Source organism: Novosphingobium acidiphilum DSM 19966 (assembly GCF_000429005.1).
In the GTDB taxonomy this organism is placed as follows: domain Bacteria; phylum Pseudomonadota; class Alphaproteobacteria; order Sphingomonadales; family Sphingomonadaceae; genus Novosphingobium; species Novosphingobium acidiphilum.
In genome coordinates this window covers 74,627-98,340 of record NZ_AUBA01000013.1, presented here as the reverse complement: position 1 = coordinate 98,340, position 23,714 = coordinate 74,627, and the positions used below count along the sequence as shown (strand labels likewise).

The 23,714-nt window shown below is 64.9% G+C and carries 19 protein-coding genes; 13 read left to right on the top strand and 6 right to left on the bottom strand.

Features of this window, described 5'->3' with window-relative positions:
- Positions 1–30: 30 nt before the first annotated feature.
- The 4 genes from G404_RS0112240 to rph are packed head-to-tail and all read right to left on the bottom strand — an operon-like array spanning position 31 to position 3,452.
- A complete protein-coding gene (locus G404_RS0112240; RefSeq protein ID WP_028641343.1) occupies positions 31–927 on the bottom strand; it encodes a tyrosine recombinase XerC in 897 nt (298 codons plus the stop codon).
- A complete protein-coding gene (hemW, locus tag G404_RS0112235) occupies positions 924–2,063 on the bottom strand; it encodes a radical SAM family heme chaperone HemW (RefSeq protein WP_028641342.1) in 1,140 nt (379 codons plus the stop codon). Before hemW ends, G404_RS0112240 begins: the two co-directional genes overlap by 4 nt.
- Positions 2,064–2,103: 40 nt before the next feature.
- Positions 2,104–2,739, bottom strand: coding sequence for an RdgB/HAM1 family non-canonical purine NTP pyrophosphatase (gene rdgB / locus G404_RS0112230; RefSeq protein WP_028641341.1), 636 nt, complete (start codon positions 2,737–2,739; stop codon positions 2,104–2,106).
- A complete protein-coding gene (rph, locus tag G404_RS0112225; RefSeq protein WP_028641340.1) occupies positions 2,736–3,452 on the bottom strand; it encodes a ribonuclease PH in 717 nt (238 codons plus the stop codon). Before rph ends, rdgB begins: the two co-directional genes overlap by 4 nt.
- 152 nt (positions 3,453–3,604) lie before the next feature.
- On the opposite strand from rph, the gene hrcA reads away from it, so the two are divergent.
- Entirely contained in the window at positions 3,605–4,669 is a 1,065-nt protein-coding gene (gene hrcA / locus G404_RS0112220) for a heat-inducible transcriptional repressor HrcA (protein ID WP_028641339.1), read from the top strand.
- The gene (locus tag G404_RS0112215) at positions 4,666–5,232 is read left to right on the top strand and encodes a nucleotide exchange factor GrpE (protein ID WP_028641338.1); all 567 of its coding nucleotides are present in this window, start codon (positions 4,666–4,668) and stop codon (positions 5,230–5,232) included. Before hrcA ends, G404_RS0112215 begins: the two co-directional genes overlap by 4 nt.
- Positions 5,233–5,271: 39 nt before the next feature.
- On the opposite strand, the gene G404_RS0112210 is transcribed toward G404_RS0112215, so the two are convergent.
- Entirely contained in the window at positions 5,272–5,787 is a 516-nt protein-coding gene (locus tag G404_RS0112210) for a copper chaperone PCu(A)C (protein WP_028641337.1), read from the bottom strand.
- A 177-nt stretch (positions 5,788–5,964) separates the two neighbouring features.
- On the opposite strand from G404_RS0112210, the gene dnaK reads away from it, so the two are divergent.
- Together dnaK and dnaJ are read left to right on the top strand one after the other, a co-directional pair.
- Positions 5,965–7,872 carry a molecular chaperone DnaK gene (gene dnaK, locus G404_RS0112205; protein ID WP_028641336.1) on the top strand — a complete coding sequence of 636 codons (1,908 nt, stop codon included), beginning with the start codon at positions 5,965–5,967 and terminating at the stop codon, positions 7,870–7,872.
- 112 nt (positions 7,873–7,984) lie between these two features.
- A complete protein-coding gene (gene dnaJ / locus G404_RS0112200; protein WP_028641335.1) occupies positions 7,985–9,124 on the top strand; it encodes a molecular chaperone DnaJ in 1,140 nt (379 codons plus the stop codon).
- Between the two features lie 23 nt (positions 9,125–9,147).
- On the opposite strand, the gene G404_RS18960 is transcribed toward dnaJ, so the two are convergent.
- Positions 9,148–11,475 carry a patatin-like protein gene (locus tag G404_RS18960; protein ID WP_051280637.1) on the bottom strand — a complete coding sequence of 776 codons (2,328 nt, stop codon included), beginning with the start codon at positions 11,473–11,475 and terminating at the stop codon, positions 9,148–9,150.
- Positions 11,476–11,750: 275 nt separating this feature from the next.
- Between G404_RS18960 and G404_RS0112190 the strand changes: the two genes are divergently transcribed.
- The 9 genes from G404_RS0112190 (at position 11,751) to G404_RS0112150 (ending at position 23,686) form a co-directional block, all read left to right on the top strand.
- Positions 11,751–13,136 (top strand): TIGR03013 family XrtA/PEP-CTERM system glycosyltransferase, encoded by a 1,386-nt coding sequence (locus tag G404_RS0112190; protein ID WP_028641334.1) that lies wholly within the window; start codon positions 11,751–11,753, stop codon positions 13,134–13,136.
- 10 nt (positions 13,137–13,146) lie between these two features.
- A complete protein-coding gene (gene prsK / locus G404_RS18955) occupies positions 13,147–15,273 on the top strand; it encodes an XrtA/PEP-CTERM system histidine kinase PrsK (RefSeq protein ID WP_051280635.1) in 2,127 nt (708 codons plus the stop codon).
- Positions 15,270–16,634 (top strand): PEP-CTERM-box response regulator transcription factor, encoded by a 1,365-nt coding sequence (gene prsR, locus G404_RS0112180; protein WP_028641333.1) that lies wholly within the window; start codon positions 15,270–15,272, stop codon positions 16,632–16,634. The genes prsK and prsR overlap by 4 nt, the downstream gene beginning before the upstream one ends.
- Positions 16,618–18,273 carry a tetratricopeptide repeat protein gene (locus G404_RS18950; RefSeq protein ID WP_245584510.1) on the top strand — a complete coding sequence of 552 codons (1,656 nt, stop codon included), beginning with the start codon at positions 16,618–16,620 and terminating at the stop codon, positions 18,271–18,273. Before prsR ends, G404_RS18950 begins: the two co-directional genes overlap by 17 nt.
- A 35-nt stretch (positions 18,274–18,308) precedes the next feature.
- Complete coding sequence (locus tag G404_RS0112170) at positions 18,309–19,376, top strand: CaiB/BaiF CoA transferase family protein (RefSeq protein ID WP_028641332.1); 1,068 nt, start codon at positions 18,309–18,311, stop codon at positions 19,374–19,376.
- A gap of 61 nt (positions 19,377–19,437) precedes the next feature.
- The gene (locus G404_RS0112165) at positions 19,438–20,895 is read left to right on the top strand and encodes an ATP-binding protein (RefSeq protein ID WP_028641331.1); all 1,458 of its coding nucleotides are present in this window, start codon (positions 19,438–19,440) and stop codon (positions 20,893–20,895) included.
- 104 nt (positions 20,896–20,999) lie between these two features.
- Positions 21,000–22,295: a sugar MFS transporter gene (locus tag G404_RS0112160; protein WP_028641330.1), complete on the top strand. Its 1,296-nt coding sequence runs from the start codon at positions 21,000–21,002 to the stop codon at positions 22,293–22,295.
- A gap of 52 nt (positions 22,296–22,347) precedes the next feature.
- Positions 22,348–22,800 (top strand): RrF2 family transcriptional regulator, encoded by a 453-nt coding sequence (locus G404_RS0112155; protein ID WP_028641329.1) that lies wholly within the window; start codon positions 22,348–22,350, stop codon positions 22,798–22,800.
- 79 nt (positions 22,801–22,879) lie between these two features.
- Positions 22,880–23,686 carry an outer membrane protein assembly factor BamD gene (locus tag G404_RS0112150; protein ID WP_028641328.1) on the top strand — a complete coding sequence of 269 codons (807 nt, stop codon included), beginning with the start codon at positions 22,880–22,882 and terminating at the stop codon, positions 23,684–23,686.
- Positions 23,687–23,714 lie beyond the last annotated feature (28 nt).

The following is a 23,714-nucleotide window of genomic DNA, read 5'->3' as shown; positions in this document are numbered from 1 at the left end:
TTGTTTCCGTTTTTGCGTTGCGCAGTGCGATCACGCCCGCGGATGCGCCCCGCGATAGACTTCGAGCAGCCGCGCGGCGTCGACGCGGGTGTAGATCTGGGTGGACGACAGGCTGGCATGGCCCAGCAGTTCCTGCAAGCTGCGCAAATCGGCGCCTGCGCTCAGCAGATGCGTGGCAAAGCTGTGGCGCAGCGCATGCGGCGTTGCCGTGGCGGGCAGGCCAAGTGCCACGCGCGCGCGTGCCATGGCGCGGCGGATCAGTCCGGGCGCCAGCGGACCGCCTTTGGCCCCGCGGAACAGCGCCTGATCGCGCGACAGCGGCCACGGGCAACTGGCGGCATAGGCGTCGATGGCGTTGCGCACCACCGGCAGCACCGCGATCAGTCGCTGCCGGCCGCCTTTGCCGGTGATCACCATGCTGTCTCCCAGCGGCAGGATCGCCGGCGTCAGCGCCAGCGCCTCGCCAATGCGCAGCCCCGCGCCATAGAGCAGCAACAGGACGGCCGTGTCGCGCGCTGCAATCCATGGTTCAGCGGCGTCTTCGGCCACGGTCTGCGCCAGATGCACCGCTTCATCGGGGGTAACGGGGCGGGGCAGGCCTTTCTTGACGCGGGGCCCGCGCAGGCGGGGCGGGGCGCGGGGCAATCCGGCCTGCGCACGGGCAAAGCCCAGAAAGGCTTTCAGCGCAGACAATTCACGCGCGGCCGAAACCTGCCCGATGCCCGCCGCGCGGCGCCCGGCCAGCTGCGTGCGCAAGGCGGCCACATCAAGCGCGGCCAGCCCCGACCAGTCGGCCGGGGCATGATCGCCCAGCGCCAGCAGCAGACGTTGCGCGGTGGCAACATAGGCGCGCACGGTGTGCGGCGAACGGCGGCGTCCATGGGTCAGGTGATCGTGCCACGGCCCCAGGATGTCGGCGTGGGTCATGCCGCGACCAGTTCGCCCAGCAATCCGTCGAGCAGGGGCATGCCCTGCGGCGTGACAGTCAGGCGGTGATCGGTGCGGTCGATCAGGCCAAGATCGCCATAGAACCGTGCCTTGTCGGCATGGATCAGGCGATCCTGGGGCAGACCGAACCGCGCCGACAACGCGGTCAGATCGACCCCTTCGTTCAGGCGCAGGCCCATCAGCAGCGCTTCGCCCGCCTGTTCGCCCGCGGGCAGAGCACGTTCCTCGGTCAGGCCATGGCCGGTTTGCGCCACGGCATTCAGCCAGTTTTCGGGCTTGCGATGGCGCGTGGTCGCCTGGTTTAAACGGCGTCCATGCGCGCCGGGGCCGATGCCGGCGTAATCACCGTATCGCCAATACGTCAGATTGTGGCGGCTTTCCTGTCCGGGGCGCGCGTGATTGCTGATTTCATAGGCCGGCAGGCCCGCCGCCCCGGTCATGTCGCGGGTCAGCGCAAACAGGTCGGCGGCGGCATCGTCGTCGAGCGGGGTCAGTTTGCCTTCGCGCACCAAAGTGGCAAAGCGCGTGCCCGGCTCGATCGTCAGTTGGTACAGCGACAGGTGGCCCGTGCCAAAAGCCAGCGCGCGGCCCAGTTCGGCGGCCCAGCCATCCTGGGTCTGGCCGGGGCGGGCATAGATCAGATCGAAGCTGACGCGGCCAAAGTGGCGTTGCGCCACATCGAGCGCGGCCAGGCCCTCGGCGGCGTCGTGCAACCGGCCCAGAAAATGCAATGTCTGGTCGTCCATGGCCTGAATGCCCAGCGACACGCGGTTGATGCCGGCACGCGCCAGTGCGGCAAAGCGGTCCGCCTCGACCGACGAGGGATTGGCCTCGAGCGTGATTTCAATATCGGGATCGATCGTCCAGAACCGCGCGGCGGCATCAAGCAGGCTTTCCACCAGCGCGGGCGGCATCAGCGAGGGCGTGCCGCCACCGAAAAAGATCGAGGTCAGCCGCCGTCCGGGCAGCAGCGCCGCCTCGTGCGCCATGTCGGCGATCAGCGCCTGCTGCCATTGCGCATGATCGACCGTGGCGCGGACATGGCTGTTGAAATCGCAATAGGGGCACTTTGCGAGGCAGAACGGCCAATGGATATACAGCGCCAGCGCGGTCATGCGTGTCCTTGATAGCCCGCCGTGCGTGCCAATGCCCTGCCTACCCCGCAAACTGATCGGCGACCAGCCTGGCAAAGGCGCAGGCGCGGTGGCTTTTGGCATGTTTTTCGGCCGGGTCGATTTCGGCAAAGGTCTGTGTATCGCCCTGCAACACGAACACCGGGTCATAGCCAAAGCCCAGCGCGCCACGCGGCGGCCAGGTCAGCGTACCATCGACCCGGCCTTCATAGGTGACCTGCGTGCCATCGGGCCATGCCAGCGCGAGCACGCACGAAAACCACGCATCGCGCGGGGCATCGGGGCCAAGCCCGGCCAGTTTGCCTTCGACTTTGCCCATTGCCATGTACCAGTCGCGCCCCGGGCCGCCTTCGAACACATCGGCCTCGGCCCAGTCGGCGGTATAGACCCCCGGCGCGCCGCCGAGTGCGGCGACCGACAGCCCCGAATCGTCGGCCAGCGCGGGCAATTGCGCGGCCGACGCCGCGGCGTGCGCCTTGATCAGCGCGTTTTCGACAAACGTCGTGCCGGTTTCGGCGGGTTCGGGCAGGCCAAGGTCGCCCGCCGACAGGCATTCCAGGCCAAACGGGGCAAGCAGCGCGCGAATTTCGCGCAGCTTGCCCGCGTTATGCGTGGCAATCACCAGTTTTCCGGGCCCCAGGCGGCGTGCAGGCGTCATTTGGCGACCGCAAGATCCTGCGCGGCAAAGATTTCGGCGCAACCGACCCGCGCCAGGCGCAGCAGATGCAGCAGGCCTTCTTCGTCATAGGTTGCACCTTCGGCGGTGGCCTGGACTTCGGCGATATGGCCGCCTTCGATCAGCACGAAATTGGCATCGGCGTCGGCGCTGCTGTCTTCGATATAATCCAGATCGAGCACCGGGGTGCCGCCGACGATGCCGCACGAGATCGCGGCCACCTTGCGCGGCAGCGGGTCTTCCTTGATCAGGCCCTGCGCCATCAGCTTGTCCACCGCCAGCCGCAGCGCGACCCAGGCGCCCGAAATCGATGCGGTGCGGGTGCCGCCATCGGCCTGGATCACATCGCAATCGAGCGTGATCTGGCGTTCACCCAGCTTTTTCAGATCAGTCACGGCGCGCAGGCTGCGCCCGATCAGACGCTGGATTTCCTGCGTGCGGCCCGATTGTTTGCCCTTGGCCGCTTCGCGGCTGCCGCGGGTGTGCGTGGCGCGGGGCAGCATCGAATATTCTGCGGTAACCCAGCCTTCACCCTTGCCGCGCAAAAACGGCGGCACGCGTTCCTCGACCGAAGCCGTCACCAGCACCTTGGTATCGCCAAAACTGATCAGCACCGAGCCTTCGGCGTGCTTGGTAAAACCGGTTTCGATGGTGATGGCACGCATCTGGTCAGCGTCACGGCCGGAAACTCGCATGGGTCATAGGTCCTTGATTGCGGATAACACGCGGCCCCTTGGCCCATCGTGGCACCCACCGCAAGGCTTGTTCGTTGTGGTCCACAGCCGCGCTGTGGCTGCGGCGGCAGGTCAGTGTTCACGACAGTGAACTTTGTGTATGGAGCACCATGATGGCAGGTCCCCCACTTACCGAATTGTCGGCCCGTGCGCGCGACATTTTTCGCCTGGTGGTCGAAGGCTATATTGCCAGCGGGCTTCCGGTCGGGTCAAAGACCCTGGCAGGCAGCGCCGGGATCACCCTTTCGCCCGCCTCGATCCGGTCGGTGCTGCAGGAATTGCAGGATGCCGGCCTGTTGGCGGCGCCGCACACCAGCGCGGGGCGGCTGCCGACCGAAACCGGGCTGCGCCTGTTTGTCGATGGCATCATGCAAGTGGCCGAACCGTCGGCTGCGGAACGCGCACAGATCGAACGCGGCATCGCCTCGGGCGGCTCGATCGAGGCGGCATTGACCGCGGCCAGCTTTGCGCTGTCGGAAATGTCGGCGGGCGCGGGCGTCGTCATGGTGCCCCGGCGCGAATTGCGGCTGAGCCAGATCTCGTTTGTGCCGCTGTCGTCGCACCGCGCGCTGGCAGTGCTGGTGGCGGAAGACGGCAGCATCGAAAACCGGGTGATCGATCTGGCCGACGCGATCGTGGCCGGCACGCTTGAATCGGCGGGCAATTACCTGACCGCGCATCTGGCCGGGCGCACTCTGGCCGAGGCAGCGCAAGGCATTGCCGACGAAATTTCCGGCGGGCGCAGCGCGCTGGATGCCGCCAGCGCGGATCTGGTGCGGCGCGGGCTGGCGGTGTGGAGCCGCGATGCGGCGCAGCGGCCGGTGCTGGTGGTGCGCGGGCAGGCCAATCTGCTTGATGAAGGGGCGGTGCACGATATCGAACGCGTGCGGCAGTTGCTCGATGAACTTGAAAGCGTCGAAGCGATCGCGCACGTGCTTGACGCCGCGCGCGAAGCGCAGGCCACGCGTATTTTCATCGGCAGCGAAAACCGGCTGATGTCGCTGTCGGGGTCAAGCGTGATCGCCACGCCGTGGCGCGATGGCGAAGGCCGGGTGGTGGGCGTTGTCGGCGTGATTGGCCCGACCCGGTTGAATTATGCGCGCGTCGTCCCCATGGTTGATTTCACCGCTCAATCGCTGAGCAAACTTATCGGACAAGACGGATTTTCACGAAAATGACCGACACAGAGCGCCGCTCGCACGACCCTGAAGCTGCCGCAGAACTGGAAGGCGTGCCCGCCGACATGATCGATGACACCACCAAATCGCTTGAAGAAGACCTGGCCCGGCTGAGCCATGACCTGGAAACGGCCAAGCAGGACGTGCTCTATGCCAAGGCCGAGACGCAGAACGTGCGCCGTCGCCTGGAAAAGGACATCGCCGATGCGCGCGCCTATGCCGCCACCGGGTTTGCCCGCGATGTGCTGTCGGTGGCCGACAACATCGCGCGCGCGCTTGAAGCCATTCCGGCCGATCTGCGCGCCGATGACAAGTTCCGCAATCTGGTCGCGGGGCTTGATGCCACGGGGCGCGAAATCGAAAAGGTGTTCGCCAGCCATGGCATCACCCGCATCGCCGCCAAGGGCCTGCCGCTTGACCCGCACCAGCACCAGGCGATGATCGAGATGCCTTCGGCGGATGTCGAACCCGGCACCGTGGTGCAGGAATTGCAGGCAGGCTATATGATCAAGGACCGCCTGCTGCGCGCCGCGATGGTGGCCGTGGCGAAAAAGCCCGATTGATCGGCCGGTCCTCCCCGCGGTGCGGGGAGGACCGGGATCTTACATTTTCATGCCAGGCATGGCGTCATCGCCGCCCGGCGGCGTAATCCGGGCCTGTGCGGTGAATTTGGCGCCATTGTCGAGCGTCAGGGTCAGCGTGGTCGTGCCTCCGGCTTTCAGCGTGTTGTCGCTGTCAAACAGCATGACATGCAGGCCGGCGGGGGCAAAGACCAGCGGCTTTGCAGGGTCCAGCGGCAGCGAATCCACCGGGTTCATCGTCATGGTGCCGCCCTCCATCACGCTGTCGTGCATCGCGGCGCGGCCAAAGTGATCGACGTGGACCGCCACCAGCTTGCCCTTCGCCTGATCGCCCGGGGTCGCCACGAAATAGGCAACCGCGGGACGCCCCGGCACCGCGGGCAACTGCACGACGGCATCGCTGATGGTCAGCACGGGCGCGGCCGTCGGGTCTTCGGCCTGTGCCGAGGCGCTGGCCGAAGGCACAATGGGGGTGGGCGACGAACATCCGGCCACAGACATGACCAGACACGGCAGGATCAGATAACGGCGACGCATCGCGGGTCCTTTTTTTGACAGACATTTTCGAACTGGCGCTGATCTAGGGATCGACAGCCCTTGTGCCAAGCCGATGCGCACCTATATCCGCCGGGTCTGAGCCGCGAGAGGGTCGCTCGCCCGGCAGGGGTATGACCACAATGCGCGGTGTCGCGATGCTCAAGGAAACGGGAAATCATGGCTAAAGTAATCGGTATTGACCTCGGTACGACCAACAGCTGCGTTGCGGTGATGGATGGGGGCACACCCAAGGTTATCGAAAATTCGGAAGGTGCACGCACCACGCCATCGATCGTCGCCTTTACCAAGGATGGCGAACGTCTGATCGGCCAGCCGGCCAAGCGCCAGGCGGTGACCAACCCCGACAACACCATTTTTGCGGTCAAGCGGCTGATCGGTCGTCGTTTCGACGATTCCGTGACGCAAAAGGATGCAGGCCTCGTTCCCTACGGCATCGTCAAGGGCAAGAACGGCGATGCCTGGGTCAACGCCGGCGGCCAGGATTACAGCCCCTCGCAGATTTCGGCCTTCACCTTGCAGAAGATGAAGGAAACCGCCGAAAGCTATCTGGGCGAAACCGTGACCCAGGCGGTGATCACCGTGCCGGCCTATTTCAACGACGCGCAGCGCCAGGCGACCAAGGACGCCGGGCAGATTGCCGGGCTTGAAGTGCTGCGCATCATCAACGAGCCGACTGCGGCGGCGCTGGCTTATGGCCTTGACAAGCAGGACGGCAAGACGATCGCGGTCTATGACCTTGGCGGCGGCACGTTCGACATCTCGGTGCTGGAAATCGGCGACGGCGTGTTCGAAGTGAAATCGACCAATGGCGACACGTTCCTGGGTGGCGAAGATTTCGACACTGTGGTGGTCGAATACCTGGCCGACAAGTTCAAGGCGCGCGAAGGTCTTGACCTCAAGACCGACAAGCTGGCGTTGCAGCGGCTGAAGGAAGCGGCAGAAAAGGCCAAGATCGAGCTGTCTTCGGCGCAGACCACCGAAATCAACCTGCCGTTCATCACCGCACGCATGGAAGGCGGCGCCACCACGCCGCTGCACCTGGTCGAAACCATCACCCGTTCGGATCTTGAACGTCTGGTGGCCAAGCTGATCGATCGCACGCTCGAACCCTGCCGCAAGGCGCTGGCCGATGCCGGGCTGACCGCCAAGGACATCGACGAAGTCGTGCTGGTGGGCGGGATGACCCGCATGCCGCGCGTGCGCGAAGTGGTGAAGGATTTCTTTGGCAAGGAACCGCACACCGGCGTCAACCCCGATGAAGTCGTTGCCATGGGTGCGGCCATTCAGGCAGGCGTGCTGCAGGGCGACGTCAAGGACGTGCTGTTGCTCGACGTGACCCCGCTGTCGCTGGGCATCGAAACGCTGGGCGGCGTGATGACCCGGATGATCGACCGCAACACCACCATCCCGACCAAGAAGGCGCAGGTGTTTTCCACCGCCGAGGACAACCAGAATGCGGTGACGATCCGCGTGTTCCAGGGCGAGCGTGAAATGGCCACCGACAACAAGCTGCTGGGTCAGTTCGACCTGGTCGGCCTGCCGCCGGCGCGCCGCGGCGTGCCGCAGATCGAGGTCGCCTTTGACATCGACGCCAACGGCATCGTCAACGTTTCGGCCAAGGACAAGGGCACCGGCAAGGAACAGCAGATCCGCATCCAGGCCTCGGGCGGGTTGTCGGACAACGACATCGACCAGATGGTGCGCGACGCCGAAAAGTTTGCCGCCGAAGACAAGAAGCGGCGCGAAGCGGCCGAAGCGCGCAACAACGCCGACAGCCTGGTCCATGCGACCGAGCGTCAGCTTGAAGAACATGGCGACAAGGTCGATGCCGCAATGAAAAGCGAAATCGAAGCGGCGCTGGCCGAAGCCAAGACCGCGATCGAAGGCGGCAACACCGACGACATCAATGCCAAGGCGCAGGCGCTGACCGAAAAGGCGATGAAGCTGGGTCAGGCGATCTACGAAAAGGAACAGGCTGCCGGTGCATCGCCGGGTGCGGCGCAGCCGCCCCACGGTGATGATGTGGTCGATGCCGAGTTCTCGGAAGTCGACGACAAACACTGACGCAAAGCAAGCCGTTCGGGTCCCAGGGGGGGCCTGATCAAGATGCGGGCGGTGCCATTTGTGTGGTGCCGCCCGCTCGGTGTAAATCCAGACCTGACCGGAACACTGCCTGATGTCGGCCGAGATCGATTTTTACGAACTGCTCGAAGTCGAGCGCACCGCGGATGACAAGACGATCAAATCGTCGTTCCGCCGCCTCGCCATGCGGTACCACCCGGACAAGAACCCCGGCGATGCCGAGGCCGAGGCGCGGTTCAAGCAGATCAACGCGGCCTATGCCGTGTTGTCCGACGCGCAAAAGCGTGCCGCCTATGACCGGTTTGGTCATGCGGCGTTTCAGCAGGGCGGTCCTGGCGCGGGCGGCGGCGGGTTTGGCGGCGGCGCCGAATTCGGCGATCTGGGCGATATTTTTGAAACCATTTTTGGCGGCGCATTCGGCGGCGGCGGTGGGCGCCAGCAGTCGCGGCGCGGTGCCGATCTGCGTTACGATCTGGAAATCACGCTGGAAGATGCCTGGACCGGCAAGACCACCGAGATCGCGGTCGAAGTGTCGCAGAAATGCGATCCCTGCGGCGGCACCGGTGCAACGCCCGGGACGGCTGCACGGCGCTGCAACATGTGTGCAGGCCATGGCAAAGTGCGCGCTCAGCAAGGTTTTTTCATGGTCGAGCGCGCCTGCCCGACCTGTCACGGCCGGGGCGAAGTGATCGAAAGCCCGTGTCGCGCCTGTCGCGGTGAAGGCCGGGTCGATCAGCCGCAGCGGCTGGAAGTGCAAGTGCCGCCAGGCGTCGACAACGGCACGCGCATCCGCTTGGCCGGCAAGGGCGAGGCTGGTCCCAACGGTTCACCGCCTGGCGATCTGTACATCTTTCTGCATGTAAAGGCGCACAAGGTGTTTCAGCGCGATGGCACCACGCTGATGGCGCATCTGCCGATCACGTTCACCACCGCGGCCCTTGGCGGCACGATCGAATTTCCCGGGATCGACGGCGCGCGCCACAGTTTCGAAATCCCGGCCGGCATCCAGACGGGCAAACAATTGCGCAAACGCGGCGCGGGCATGCCCGTGTTGCAGGGGCGCGGCGCTGGCGATCTGGTGGTCGAAGTGCAGGTAAAGACGCCCGAAAAGCTGTCCGCGCGGCAAAAGGAACTGCTGCGCGAATTGCAGGCGACCGAAACCGGCGCGGAATGCCCCGAGGTCAAAAGCTTTTTTGACCGGATCCGCAACGCCTGGAACGACCTGACCGAATAGCAGCGGGCCCTGGCCGGACGCAGTCATTCCTCCTGGCGCGAATGGCGTGGTTCCGGTTGGGCAAAGGCTGTTTCCACCTCGTGCCGGATGCCTGGTACCAGTGTGGGGTCGCAGGTCAGCAAGGGTTCCTCTTCGTCCAGAATGGCCAGGAACGCATCGCGTTTGAGCGCGGCCAGCGTGTCGTCGTGCAAGGGCGGTTCGACCGATGAGGCGATGATGTCGATCACGCGCTCGGCGCCGTGCAACCGGCCCCACAGGTAATCGTTTTCGCGATAGGCCCGGCTGAAAAACGCGCCAAAGCTGTAAAAATCGATGCCTTTGAGGCAGGCGGCGGTGCCGCCCTTGCGGATCGATCCGGCATCGTCGGGGGAAATGCGATCGATCTTGATCGGGTCGAATTCGCCCAGCGTTTCGCCATCGCCGTGCAGCATGGGCAGGGTGGCGATATCGTACCAGGGAAACCCCAGATAGACATGCAGGACGTGCCGGCGCAGCGGCCGATCGAGCACGGCCAGCGCGTCGACCAGCATCTGGTCGACTTCGAGGTCGATGGTGGCAAGATCGCGCCGTCGCGCGATCGATGACAGCGCCGCTGCGGGATCGCGATGCACCACGCCGGCCGACGCAGCAAAGCCCGGGCCCAGACCGCGCGGGGTTTCACGAGTCTGGTACAAGGCTTGTGCGCGATAGACGATGGTGCGCGCTGCTTCGCGCCGCGCGGCGTCGCCTTCGTGCGGGTCCTGCGTCAGCCGTCGCGCCAGCAATTTCAGGCGGCGTATGCGAAATCCGATGTCGTGCGCGCGGAAAAATGCGATGGCCGCCGGCGTGGCCACGCCTTTGTCGGTCACCAGGCGTGACAGGCCCGTTGCGCCAAGATGATGCGACAGCACCGCCACGATCCGCTCGACCGGCCCGGTCTCGGGCGCTGCCTCGGCAATCGTGGTGGCCAGTTCGGCAAGGATGGCATCGAACTTGACGCGGGCATAGCCGTGATAGGCAAAGCCGGCGGTCTGTGCCGCGGCGGTTTGCGCCTTGGCCCGCCACGCGGTCAGCCGCGCGCGGCTGGGCGATTCGAAAAACAGCGTGTGACCGAACAGCTGCGCGACCTTTGCCTCGATATCGGGGCGCAAGGCATCGATCAGCGTGCGCATGCGTTCGCGGGTGCGCGACTGCTGCGTGATCGCGGCCAGGTTGTCGCGGATCGGCTGTTCGCGCGGGATCGCCGAAAGTGCAGCAAAGATTGTCGTAAAAAACCCGGGAATGCGCGGCCGCACGGTTTCGGTCGAAGCGGGGTGCGGCTCGATATAGACAAACCGCCGGTCGACCTCGCGCCGCGCCGGGCGGTTGCGCAGCGCAGCCATGGCCTCGGCAAAGGGCCGGTTGTTGAGCACCGCGCCATCGATCAAAGCCGCCTCGGCGGTCAACCCTTCGCGCCAGCGGCCAGGCATGACGCGCTTCAAAAACGCCTCGCGACCGGGCCAGGGCAGGCGGCGTTCGGCGGCCAGCGCGTCGATTTCCGCAAGCACCAGCGGCGGAAAGGCCCCGGGAAAGCTGGCCGTGGCACGCGTTGCCAGGATCAGTTCGACTGTGGATGCCAATTGGGCGTGGGGCCGCGCGACCGCGTGAAACCCGATTGTCAGACGGTGTTCGTTTTCATGCACCAGCGGCGGGCTGTTGAGCGCGAGTTCGGTGCGATGGCCGATCAGGTCGGTGGCGGTCACCGCCAGATCGATCGGATGGCCCGGCGGCAGCAGCGGATCGTTGTCGCCGGTTTGCGCCATGGCGGCAAAGGCATCGGCCAGAAGGCGCGAAAATCCCGGGCCGCCGAACGGTGGTTCGAACCAGCGCGCGCGGATCAGCCGCGACACTTTTGCACGCACTTCGGCCTTTATTCGGGGTGCAAGTCTTGCGTTGTCCAGCCCGGTGCCAGGCAGCCGCAATGCCAGCCACACCACCGGCCAGGCCCAGATTTTGGCCAAACGCCCCCATGGTCTTGCCTCTGGCGCGATCAGCACGTCGCTGTCGGCCGTGTCGAGCCACAGCCGTGTCAGCGCATCAAGGCTTTGCCCGCTGATCAGGGCCTGCGCCAGAAACACCGCGTTGATCCCGCCCGCGCTGGTGCCCGACAGGATATCGGGCACAAAGCGCAGACGCAGATTGCGCGTCTGGCCGATCGTTTCGAACAGACGGACATAGACCCCGGCCACGCCTGTGGGCCGGTTGTCGCCGGCATGCCAGGCCCGGCTGGCACGGGTGGCGTGCCAGATTTCCTTGGTCACGCCGTGCATCGTGACCGCCAGACTGATCCCGCCGTAACAGACCAGAGCGACGCGCAGTTCCTTTTCCCGCATGGCCTGTTCATTGCACCGCCGTGGCCGCAGCGCCAGAGCGAACCGCAAGGATCGTGCGGGTCATCGCAGGCGATGTAAATTGTCCCGACAATTTATCGCTGCCATCAGAAAAATTTCGTTGTGTTTCAATCGATCGATTCGATCACCCCGACTTTGCTACTGTCAGATTTACCGACGCTTTACGCTTGGCGGGCTATGTTCGGGTCCGACACCATGGTCGCGTCCGTTGCGGGTGGGGCCAGGCGCAAAAGAAGCCACAAAAGGCATCCTGTCCGATGTTCCGCCTGTTCAAGCACTATATCCCGAACGCGGTCCTGTTGCTGGGGCTGTTCGATTTCGTGCTGCTGGTGGCGGCCGGAGAGCTGGGCTGGATCGTCCGCGCTTGGCAGCTGGGGATCGCCACCGGCGAAATCGCCGATCGCTGGGCGCCTTTGCTGATCTTTGCGGCGCTGGTGCAGACCGCGATGATTGCGGTGGGCACGTATGGCTCGGATGCGCTGCGGTCGATGCGTTATGCCGGTGCGCGCCTGCTGGTCGCGATCAGCCTGGGCATCATCGCGCTGTCGGTGGTCTATTTCCTGCTGCCGGGCCACACGCTGTGGCGATCGAACCTGTTCTACGCGATGTTTATCGCAATGGCGCTGCTGCTGGGGGTGCGCGTGGTGCTGGGCGGGCTGCTGGGCACTTCGGCCTTTCGCCGCCGCGTGCTGGTGCTGGGCGCCGGCGCGCGCGCCGACCGGCTGCGCAAGCTGGGCGAACGGCCCGAGGCGGGTTTCGTGATTGTCGGCTATGTCGGGATGAGCGCCAAGCAATCCGTAATCGAAGAGGCGATCCATCGCGATGCGATCGCCAACCTGACGCGTTATGTCGACAATCTGGGGGTCAGCGAAGTCGTGCTGGCGCTGGAAGAGCGCCGCAACGCGCTGCCGCTCAAGGACTTGTTGCGGATCAAGACGACAGGGGTGCACGTCAACGAGTTTTCGACGTTTCTGGAACGCGAAACCGGGCGGGTCGATCTGGATACGGTCAATCCGAGCTGGCTGATCTTTTCCGACGGGTTTTCGTCGGGACAGATGGTGTCGAGCGCGATCAAGCGCCTGTTCGATATCGCGGCCAGTGTGACCTTGCTGATCGGCACGGCGCCGCTGGTGCTGATCTTTGCGCTGCTGGTCAAACTGGACAGCCGGGGGCCTGCGTTTTTCCGCCAGACCCGCGTCGGGCTGTATGGCCAGACCTTTTCGCTGATCAAGCTGCGCTCGATGCGTGTCGATGCCGAAGCCGGCGGCGCACAGTGGGCCGCCAAGCACGACCCGCGCGTTACGCGCATCGGACGGATCATCCGCAAGTGCCGTATCGATGAATTGCCGCAGGCCTGGACCGTGCTGAAAGGCGAAATGAGCTTTGTCGGACCGCGCCCGGAACGGCCCGAATTTGTCGACGATCTGGAGGAAAAACTGCCGTTCTATGCCGAACGCCACATGGTGAAGCCGGGCATCACCGGCTGGGCACAGATCAACTATCCCTACGGCGCATCGATCGAGGATTCGCGGCACAAGCTGGAATACGACCTGTATTACGCCAAGAACTATACCCCGTTCCTAGACCTCCTGATCCTGTTGCAAACCTTGCGGGTGGTGCTGTGGAACGAGGGCGCGCGATGATCGGGACGCCATGCATCCCGAACTGACCTGGACCACGACGGGCCGCTGGATCGAACTGGCAGCGACGTTTTGCGCCATGCTGCTGGTGGTCTGGCTGATCGACCGGTACCGACGGCGGCGGGGTACCGGCCCGGCCGAAATCGTGGCGGTGGCGATCACCGCGCTGTGGTGCCTGATCGGGTCTGCCACGGGCCCGCTTGGCGCCATGGCGACGCTGGGCGAAGTGGCGCGCAATCTGGCCTGGATGATGGTCGTGCTGACCTTGTTTGCGCGCGATCATCGCGATGAAACGGTGGCGCCGGTGCGCCCGGTCCTGGCGGCACTTGCGCTGGTGGAGCTGTTCCAGATCGTGCTGGTGGTGCTGTCGGCCCGGTTTGCCGCGATACCTGCAGCGGTGACGATGATCGGGCAACTGTCCGACCTGTTTCATCTGCTGACCGCGACCGGCGCGCTGGTGCTGGTGCACAATCTTTATGTCGGCGCGGTGGGGGGGCAGCGTGAAGCAGTGCGGTGGAACTCGTTCGCGCTGGCGCTGATCTGGGGTTACGATCTCAATTTCTATACGATCGCCTATCTGGGCCGGGTCATGCCCGACGAACTGGTGGCTTTGCGCGGGCTGGCGCAGATCGTGGCGTTGCTGATGCTGGGGCTTGCATCACGCAGCGGTGCCTCGTTGCGGCTGTCGCCGTCGCGCGCGGTGGCTTTTCAATCGCTGATGCTGCTGATCATCGGGGTCTATCTGATCGTGATGGTCGGTGCGGCGCAGTCGGTGGCCTGGGCCGGGGGCAATTCCACCGCGCTTGTGCAGCTGGGCTTTGCGTTTGTGACAACGGTTGCGATCATCGCGCTGGTCCCATCGGCACGGTTGCGGCGCTGGCTCAATGTCGTGCTGGCCAAGCATTTCTTTCAGCACCGCTACGACTATCGCGCCGAATGGCTGCGCTTTGCCCGCACCATCGGGCGTGCCGACGCCAACGCCCAACCGTTGCACGAACGCGTGGTGCAGGCCGTGGCCGACATAACCGACAGCGCGCGCGGCGTGCTGCTGGTGCCGGGCGAAGGCGGTGCGCTGGTGCTGGCCGCGCGCTGGCAATGGCCCACGCTGGATGTGCCGGCGCTGGCCATGGATGCGCGCACGGTGGCATTCCTGGAACGCAGCGGGTTTATCGTCGATTTCGACCAGGTGCGGGCCGGCACCGACCATGCGGGCGAAACCGCGCTGGTGCCGCAGTGGATGGTCGCCGAAGATTCGATCTGGGTGCTGGTGCCGCTGCTGCATTTCGAACGGCTGGTTGGTTTGGTCGTGCTGGGCCGGCCGGCGCTGGTGCGCGAACTCGATTGGGAAGATTTCGATCTGTTGCGCGTGGTCGGGCAGCAACTGGCCAGTTTCCTGGCCGAACAGGGCGCGCACGCGGCGCTGCTCGAAGCCAGCCGGTTTGACGAATTCAACCGTCGCATTGCCTTTGTGATGCACGATATCAAGAACCTGGCCAGCCAACTGGCGCTGTTGGCGCGCAATGCCGAACGCCACGCCGATAACCCGGAATTCCGCCGCGACATGCTGGTCACACTGCGCAATTCGGCCGACAAGCTGAACGCGCTGATCGCGCGCCTGTCGCGCTATGGCGCGGGCGCGGTGCCCGCGAGCGAGCCGGTCGATGCGGCGCAAGTGATCCGGGCCCTGGCTGCGCGGTGCAACGCGGCCTTGGGCCGGGATCAGGTCTTTGCGGCCGATATGCAGCCGTGCACCGTGCTGGCCGCGCGCGACACGCTTGACCAGGTGCTGAGCCACCTGGTGCAAAATGCGCTCGATGCCACCGAAGGTACGCTGGGTGTGTTCATCCACTGCCGAAGTGCGGGTGATCACGGTGTGATCGAAGTGGTCGACAGCGGCAGCGGCATGAGCGCCGATTTCGTGCGCAACCGGCTGTTCACCCCGTTTGTGTCAACCAAGCCCGGCGGGTTCGGCATCGGCGCGTTCGAGGCGCGCGAATTGATCCATGCCATGCGTGGGCGGCTTGAAGTCGAAAGCCGCGAAGGCCTGGGCAGCCGGTTTACCATACGCCTGCCGCAGGCGGCGCACGCCCGCACCGACCCGGCACGAACCACGTCCGTATTGAAAGCTGTCGCACAATGAGCTCCATCCGGCCCAAATTGCTGATCGTCGAGGATGATCCCGGTCTGCAGGCCCAGTTGAAATGGGCCTACGAAGATTTTGACGTGCTGATCGCGGGCGATCGGCAAAGCGCGATCACGCTGCTGCGCGCCGAAGAGCCGCCGGTGGTTACGCTCGATCTGGGTTTGCCGCCCGATCCCGACGGGGTGACCGAAGGGTTTGCCCTGCTTGACGAGATCATGGCGATCAAGCCCGACACCAAAGTCATCGTGGCGTCGGGGCATGGCGCGCGCGAATCCGCGCTGCGGGCGATCCAGCGCGGCGCTTATGATTTCTATGCCAAGCCTGTTGATATCGATGCCATCGGCCTGATCGTGCGGCGCGCGCTGCACGTGTGGAAACTGGAACTGGAAAATCGCCTGCTGGCGATCCGCGCACCCGACAATCACCGCGTGCTGGGCCGACTGCTGACCGCATCGCCCGAAATGGTCAAAGTCGCACGCACGATCGAACGCGTGGCCAATACCAATGTGTCGGTGATGTTGCTGGGCGCCAGCGGCACCGGCAAGGAATTGCTGGCGCGTGGACTCCACGATGCCTCGCCCCGGGCCAAAGGCGCCTTTGTGGCGATCAACTGCGCCGCGATCCCTGAAAACCTGCTTGAAAGCGAACTGTTCGGCCACGAAAAGGGCGCATTCACCGGCGCGGTCAAGACCACCGAGGGCAAGATCGAACAGGCCAGCGGCGGCACGCTGTTCCTGGATGAAGTGGGCGACATTCCGCTGCAATTGCAGGTCAAGCTGTTGCGGTTTTTGCAGGAACGCACGATCGAACGCATCGGCGGGCGCCGCTCGATCGATGTCGATACGCGGATCGTGTGCGCAACGCACCAGAACCTCGATGCGATGATCGCCGATGCGCGGTTTCGCGAAGACCTGTATTATCGCCTGGCCGAAATCGTCGTGCGCATTCCGGCGCTGGCCGAGCGCACCGGCGATGCGGTGCTGCTGGCCCGGGCATTCCTGTCGCGATTTGCGGCGGAAATGAACCCGGCGGTGCGCGGCTTTGCGCCCGATGCCCTGACCGCGATCGATGCGTGGGGCTGGCCGGGCAACGTGCGTGAACTGGAAAACCGGGTGAAGCGCGCGGTGATCATGGCCGACGGCAAGCTGGTGACCGCAGCCGATCTCGATCTGGCCGAACCGGTTGCGGCCGATGACCAGACGCTCAATCTGAAATCCGCGCGCGAAGCCACCGACCGGCGCATGATCCGCCATGCGCTGGCCCGCAGCGAAGGCAATATTTCTGGCACCGCGCGGCTGCTCGGGATCAGCCGCCCGACGTTGTATGACCTGCTCAAGCAATATGATCTGCAGCATTAGAGCCACGCTGCTGGCGGCATGTGCGCTTGGTTGCGCCACCATGGCCAGCGGCGGCGAAACCGCGATCGACGTTGCACGCCTTGCCGCCGATGCCGCGATGGCGCGGCACGATCCGGTGCTGGCCGAAACCACCGTGCGCAAGGCGATGGCGCAGACCCACGCCGACAACGCGTTGCGCGCCTGGCTGGCGCAGGCCCTTTTGGGCGAAGGTGATCGCGAAGGTGCGCGCCGCGTGCTTGATGGCGGGGCCTTTACCCCCGACAGCGCGGGGCTGGGCTGGCGCATCAGGGGGCAGGTCGCGCTGGCCGACGGCAATCTGGGCGCGGCAGCCGGCGCATTCGACCAGGCGCTGCATTTTGCACCGGGCGATGCGGATGTGTGGGTGTCGATCGCGGCGATGCGCTTTACAGGCGGCGAACAGGCGCTGTCGATTGCCGCCGCCGACCGCGCCGTGGCGCTCGATCCGCGCAACCCGCGCGCGGTGGCGCTGCGCGGCATGCTGATCCGCGAACAATATGGCCTGTCGGCTGCATTGCCGTGGTTTGAACAGGCACTGAAGCTTCACCCCGACGATCCGGCATTGCTCGATGCCTATGGCTCGACGCTTGGCGATATGGGCGAATACCGCGCGATGCTGATCGTGGCGCGCAAACTGGCCGATGTTGAGCCGAAAAACCCGCGCCCGCGCCTGATGGAGGCGGTGCTGGCCGCACGGGCGGGGCAAACCGAACTGGCGCGATCGATCCTGCAGCGCACCGGCACGGCGTTTCGCGACATGCCCGCTGCGATGCTGTTGACCGGCGCACTGGAATACCAGGCCGGCAATTACGAAGTGTCGGTCAATGTGCTGGAACGCCTGGTCAATGGCCAGCCTGACAACGCTGTTGCCCGCCATGCGCTGGCACGGGCGTTGGCGGCGAAGGGGGATTGGCGAAGACTGGTCGATCTGTTCGACGGCGATGTCGGTGCCGGGCGCGCAGGGCCCGATCTGGTGGCGCTGGTTGGCGATGGGTGGACCCGGCTGGGCTTGCGCGAAACCGGGGATCGCGCCCGGATGGACCAGGACAAAGGCCGGGCATTGCTAACACGCGCCAAAGCGATGGCCGGCACCACCGCAATCGCGCCCTTGCGCAGTGACAGCGCGGCGTCGGTGCTGGCGCTGGCCTATGGCGAAAACCCCCACCCGGCGGGCAATGCCGTTCCCTATATTCGCGCGCTGATCGCCGCGCACCAGGCTGACACGGCGCAGCCGATTGCCGATCGGTTGCGCGATGACAACGCCGGTAACGCCGATGCGCAGATGTTGGCCGGCGATGTGCGAATGATCCGCGGACAAACGCGCGACGCCCTGATCGATTACACCAATGCCGCCGCGATCCGGTTCAACGAGGCGGTGCTGGTGCGGATGGATGCCGCGCTGCGGGCTGTTGGCCGGACACGCGATGCCGATGCGATGACATCGCGCTATCTGGCGCAAAATCCTGAAAGTGCGATCGCGATGACCTTGCTTGCCGCGGGTTGGGCCGGCAATCCTGCACGTGCCGGCGATCTGATCGCCTTGCGCAAGGCGATGCTGGCGCGCGGCGCTGAATTGCCACTGCTACATGCCCCCTCGACAGCGGGGCAACAGGCAGGCTAACCCCGTTTCAATCGGTCGATTAAGGGGAAAGTGGGATGCCGGGCGCGCTGGAAGGTTTGACCGTACTCGAATTCGCCGGAATCGGTCCTGGGCCGTTTGCCTGCATGATGCTGGCCGACCATGGCGCGCGCGTGATCCGCATCGAACGCCCGGGCCGTGGCGGACGATTTGGCGATGCCGGCAATCGCGACATCTTGAACCGCAACCGCGAACGCCTGGCGCTTGACCTGAAGGACCCCGCCGCGCTGGCGCAGATCCGCGAACTGGCGCGCAGCGCCGATGTGATCGTCGAAGGGTTCCGCCCCGGTGTGATGGAACGGCTGGGGCTGGGCCCCGAAGTGCTGCTGGCGGACAATCCGCGGCTGGTGTTCGGCCGTATGACCGGTTGGGGCCAGGATGGGCCGATGGCGCCGCTGGCCGGACACGATATCAACTATATCGCGCTGTCAGGCGCGCTGCACACATATGGACCCGCCGGGGGCAAGCCGATGTTTCCGGTGAACGCTGTGGGCGATTTCGGCGGTGGCGGCATGCTGATGGCGTTTGGCGTGTTGGCGGCGGTGTTTTCGGCGCAGCGCACCGGGCAGGGGCAGGTGGTCGATTGCGCGATGGTCGATGGTGCTGCGATCCTTTCGGCGATGACCTGGAGCTTTTTCGGCAATGGCCAGTGGCGCGACCAGCGCGGGGTCAATCTGCTCGACGGCGGCACCCATTTTTACGACACGTATGAAACCGCCGATGGCAAGTGGATCTCGATCGGTTCGATCGAGGCGCAATTCTATGCGCTGCTGCTGGAAAAGACCGGTTTGCAGGATGATCCCGCCTTTGCCCGGCAGATGGACCCCGCTGAGTGGGGCCCGCTGAAGGACAAGGTGACCGCGCTGTTCCTGACGCGCACGCGCGATGAATGGTGTGCGCTGCTTGATGGCACCGATGCCTGTTTCGCGCCGGTGCTGAGCCTGGCCGAGGCGCCCGATCATCCGCACAATGCCGCGCGCGGCACCTTTGTCGAAGATGGCGGCATGGTGATGCCGGCGCCGGCGCCGCGTTTTTCCGCCACCCCCGCGCCACGCCCCAGCCTGGCCGGCACTGCCCCCACGTGACCGTGGATAGCCCGCGATTGAGGGCTTGCCGCGCGCCCCTTGCGCTTTAAAGCCCGCAAGTGTGAGCGCAGGCATTGTCATCGGGGCGAACCCTTCGGGCGCCCCGGTGCGGATCGATATCGAGGAACTTCTGGCGACCCGCCTGCTGGTGCAGGGCAATTCCGGGTCTGGAAAATCGCACCTGCTGCGCCGCCTGCTCGAACAGAGCGCGCAACTGGTGCAGCAGGTGGTGATCGATCCCGAGGGCGATTTCGTAACCCTGTCCGATCGCTATGGCCATGTCGTGGTCGATGGTGCGGCGTATGACCCGGCCGAAATCGCCCGGCTGGCCGCGCGCATCCGCACGCATCGCGCGTCGTGCGTGCTGGCGCTCGACGGGCTTGATCTCGAAGCGCAGATGCGGTGCGCGGCGGTGTTCCTCAACACGTTGTTCGATGCCCCGCGCGATGAATGGTACCCGGTGCTGGTGGTGGTGGACGAGGCGCAGATGTTTGCGCCGGCGGCCGCCGGCGATGTATCGGATGAAGTGCGCCGTCTGTCGCTGGGTGCGATGACCAATCTGATGTGCCGCGGGCGCAAGCGCGGCCTGGCCGGGGTGATCGCCACGCAGCGGCTGGCCAAACTGGCCAAGAACGTCGCCGCCGAGGCGTCGAATTTTCTGATGGGGCGCACGTTCCTTGATATCGACATGGCGCGCGCGGCCGATCTTCTGGGGATGGAACGCCGGCAGGCCGAAGCGATCCGCGATCTCGAACGTGGCCATTTCCTGGGCCTGGGGCCGGCGATTGCGCGCCGACCGGTCTCGGTACGGATCGCCGATGTCGAAACCCGTGCGCGCAATGTGATCCAGGGGCTGATGCCGCTGCCCGATATGGCGGGCGGGGTGATGGACGATCTGGTGCTGACCGAGCTGCCCGAACCGGCGCGCGCAAGTGTCTTTGATGATCCGCAACCGGTTGCTGCCAGCGAACTGATCGATCAGATTGCCGAGGCGCGCCCGCTGTCCGAACAGGTCGAACCGCCGGTCGAACCCAGCCTGTTCGCCGCGGAAGAAGATGCCGCGACGATCGCGCAGATTCTGACCGAGATGGCGGCAGAGCCCGATTGCACGTTTCAGCCCGCGGCGCAGCTTTACCAGGATTTCACGGTGCGGTGCCGGATGGCGCGGATTGCACCCGGCACGATCGATCTGCCCGCATTCCGCCGCCGGTTTGCTATGGCGGTGGCGGGCATCGCCGACGATGCCGCGCCGCAATGGCGGCAACTGGTTGCACTGGGGCGCGATGTGCCCGATGATCTGCTGGCGCCGTTCATGGTGCTGGCGGTTGCGGCGACCGAGGGCGCGGTGTGCCCCGACGACGATACGTTGGCCACGGTCTATGGCACGCGGTCGGCCGGACGCATTCGCCGTTTGCTCGAACATCTTGAAAAGCAGGGGCTGATCGTGGTGCGCACCGATTATGGCGGGCGGCGCTCGGTGGGAATTCCGGCACTCGGGGTGCTGACACTGCCGTGCTGAGCATGGCGTGTCGGCCGCATGATACGTATGCGGTTGGACATTGTCGTCGCGCCCGCGCACACTTGGACCAAACCGGCACAAGCCGACGATAAGAGAGGAAACCGATGGCACTTGCCCCGTCTGCCCCGCGCGATTCCGGCGCCGCTTCCGGCGCCTATATCAATGCGCCCGAATTGCAGGTGTTTGTCATCGCGCTGTTCTTCATCTTTGGCGGGATCACCTCGCTCAACGACGTGATCATTCCCAAGCTGAAGGAACTGTTCACGCTGAACTATCTTCAGGCAATGCTGGTGCAGACGGCGTTCTTTGCCGCCTATGCCATCATCGGCATTCCCGGCGCGTGGATCGTCAAACAGGTCGGTTACATGCGCGGCGCGGTGATCGGCCTTCTGGCCATGATGGCCGGGTGCCTGCTGTTCATTCCCGCGTCGCAAAGTGCGACGTTTGCTGTGTTTCTGGCAGCGCTGTTTGTGCTGGCCGGTGGGGTGACGATTGTTCAGGTCGTGACCAATCCGCTTATTTCACTGCTAGGGCCCCCTGCCACGGCGGGCAGCCGGCTGACCTTTGCCCAGGCGTTCAATTCGGTCGGGACGGTGATCTTTCCGATTGTCGGGTCGTATCTGATGCTGGGCAAGTTGGCCAAGGTGACCGCCAAGGATCTGTCGGGCGCGGCGCTTGATGCCTATCGCGTGGCATCGACCCAGGCCGTGGTGCATTCCTATATCGGGCTGGCGGTTGCGCTGGCCGTGGTGGCGGCGGTGGTGTTTGCCAGTCGCAACCGGCTGAAGGGTGAACAGCACGATCATGGATCGGTGCTGAAAAGCTTTGACCTGCTATTGCAGCCGCGCTTCGGTTTCGGGGCCTTGTGCATCTTTTTGTATGTCGGTGCCGAAGTGGCGCTGGGTTCGTTCATCGTCAATTACATGCGCCAGCCGCACGTGCTGGGGCTTGATGATCTTGGTGCGGGCCAACTGATCCCGGTCTATTGGCTTGGCGCGTTGCTGGGCCGTTTTGTCGGCGCGGTGGTGATGCGCAAGATCGACCCGGCCAAAGTGCTGGCATTCAATGCCTGCGGTGCGCTGGCCCTGCTGCTGATCACTTCTCTGTCGCAAGGGCATCTGGCTGCGGGCAGTTTCCTGGCCATCGGCCTGATGAATTCGATCATGTTCCCGACGATTTTCACGCTCGCCTGCGAAGGTCTGGGCGAACGCGCGGCCGACGGATCGGGGGTGATCTGCGTGGCAATTGTCGGTGGCGCGGTGATCCCGCCGCTGACCGGCGGGCTGGCCGATCTTACCGGCAGCCTGGAACTGGCGCTGATCCTGCCCGCGCTGTGTTACGCGGTCATCGCAGGCTTTGGGTGGTACGCACGGCATGACCGGTCTGCGCTTAAACGTTAACGGTTGACGACGGGTGCGTTGACAAGCGCACCCGCTTGGCCAGAGTAGGGCGATGCTTTCGCAAAAAACGCGCTACACGATCCGGGCCCTGCAACACCTTGCCGATCATTTCGGTCAGGGCCCGGTCCGGCTCGATGCCATTGCCGAAGCGCAAAACATCCCGCGCAAGTTTCTGACCGTGATCCTGTCGGAAATGGCGCGCGAGGGCATTGTCATCTCGATGCGGGGGCGCGACGGCGGCTATGAACTGGGGCTGCCACCGGTCGATGTGCGCTATGGCGATATCATCCGCCTGTCGCGCGGCAGCCTGGCGCTGGTCCCGTGCGCCAGCCGCAACGCCTATGAAACCTGTGCCAACTGCCTGCCGGAACAGGAATGCCGGCTGCGCGGTTTGATGCTGAAGCTGCGCGATGAAACCGCAGCGATGCTCGACCGCATTACGCTTGCCGATGCGATCAGCGTAGAGGCGCCGTTCGACGCGCTTGACCCCCATGCCCATGCCTGACTTCGGTTTGCCGCAAATTGCCGGTGGCAAGACAAGAACTGTGCTTGGCGCGGGCGAAGTCGCTGGCTATACGACCGGCATGATGCTTCACGCCCACGGCCGCTCGCGCTTGCGCCTTCCGATCCTTGTCCTGGCTTCTCTGTCGATCGGCCTTGCCGGTTGCGGTGGGGGCAGCAAGCCCAACAAGGACGTCGCCTATGTGGCGCGCGATGTCGACACGCTGTACATGGCGGCCAAGCAGCGGCTTGACGATGGCGAGGCCAAGCAGGCCGCGGCGCTGTTCGACGAAGTCGAACGGCAGCACCCCTATTCGCCCTGGGCGCGCCGTGCGCAGTTGATGGGTGCGTTCAGTTATTACGTGGCGCGCGACTATGCCAAATCGGTGCAGACCGCGCAGCGGTTCCTGTCGGTGCATCCCGGCAACAAGGATGCGCCCTATGCCTATTACCTGGTGGCGCTGTGCTATTACGAACAGATCAGCGATGTGCGCCGCGACCAGAAGGACACCAAGCAGGCGCTTGATGCGCTGACCGAAGTGATCCGCCGCTATCCCGGCACGCAATATGCCACCGACGCCAAGCTCAAGATCGATCTGGTCAATGACCACCTGGCCGGCAAGGAAATGGAAATCGGCCGGTTTTACGAACACAGCGGCAAATGGCTGGCGGGGACGATCCGGTTCCGCACGGTGATCGACAAGTATCAAGCCACCAGCCACACGCCCGAGGCGCTGTATCGCCTGGTCGAAAGCTATCTTGCGCTGGGCATCCCGGCCGAGGCGCAGAAATCGGCCGCGGTGCTGGGCGCAAACTATCCCGGCAGCGAATGGTACCAGCGGGCCTACAAATTGATGAACGCCAAGGCGCCGGGCACCAAGGCCATCTGACCCGATGTGCGGGGCCGGTCATCCGGCC

Bases quoted from the DNA above. Each gene is read 5' to 3' on its own strand.
- G404_RS0112240 (WP_028641343.1), bottom strand. From the start codon at position 927: ATGACCCACGCCGACATCCTGGGGCCGTGGCACGATCACCTGACCCAT.
- hemW (WP_028641342.1), bottom strand. From the start codon at position 2,063: ATGACCGCGCTGGCGCTGTATATCCATTGGCCGTTCTGCCTCGCAAAG.
- rdgB (WP_028641341.1), bottom strand. From the start codon at position 2,739: ATGACGCCTGCACGCCGCCTGGGGCCCGGAAAACTGGTGATTGCCACG.
- rph (WP_028641340.1), bottom strand. From the start codon at position 3,452: ATGCGAGTTTCCGGCCGTGACGCTGACCAGATGCGTGCCATCACCATC.
- hrcA (WP_028641339.1), top strand. From the start codon at position 3,605: ATGGCAGGTCCCCCACTTACCGAATTGTCGGCCCGTGCGCGCGACATT.
- G404_RS0112215 (WP_028641338.1), top strand. From the start codon at position 4,666: ATGACCGACACAGAGCGCCGCTCGCACGACCCTGAAGCTGCCGCAGAA.
- G404_RS0112210 (WP_028641337.1), bottom strand. From the start codon at position 5,787: ATGCGTCGCCGTTATCTGATCCTGCCGTGTCTGGTCATGTCTGTGGCC.
- dnaK (WP_028641336.1), top strand. From the start codon at position 5,965: ATGGCTAAAGTAATCGGTATTGACCTCGGTACGACCAACAGCTGCGTT.
- dnaJ (WP_028641335.1), top strand. From the start codon at position 7,985: ATGTCGGCCGAGATCGATTTTTACGAACTGCTCGAAGTCGAGCGCACC.
- G404_RS18960 (WP_051280637.1), bottom strand. From the start codon at position 11,475: ATGCGGGAAAAGGAACTGCGCGTCGCTCTGGTCTGTTACGGCGGGATC.
- G404_RS0112190 (WP_028641334.1), top strand. From the start codon at position 11,751: ATGTTCCGCCTGTTCAAGCACTATATCCCGAACGCGGTCCTGTTGCTG.
- prsK (WP_051280635.1), top strand. From the start codon at position 13,147: ATGCATCCCGAACTGACCTGGACCACGACGGGCCGCTGGATCGAACTG.
- prsR (WP_028641333.1), top strand. From the start codon at position 15,270: ATGAGCTCCATCCGGCCCAAATTGCTGATCGTCGAGGATGATCCCGGT.
- G404_RS18950 (WP_245584510.1), top strand. From the start codon at position 16,618: ATGATCTGCAGCATTAGAGCCACGCTGCTGGCGGCATGTGCGCTTGGT.
- G404_RS0112170 (WP_028641332.1), top strand. From the start codon at position 18,309: ATGCCGGGCGCGCTGGAAGGTTTGACCGTACTCGAATTCGCCGGAATC.
- G404_RS0112160 (WP_028641330.1), top strand. From the start codon at position 21,000: ATGGCACTTGCCCCGTCTGCCCCGCGCGATTCCGGCGCCGCTTCCGGC.
- G404_RS0112155 (WP_028641329.1), top strand. From the start codon at position 22,348: ATGCTTTCGCAAAAAACGCGCTACACGATCCGGGCCCTGCAACACCTT.
- G404_RS0112150 (WP_028641328.1), top strand. From the start codon at position 22,880: ATGATGCTTCACGCCCACGGCCGCTCGCGCTTGCGCCTTCCGATCCTT.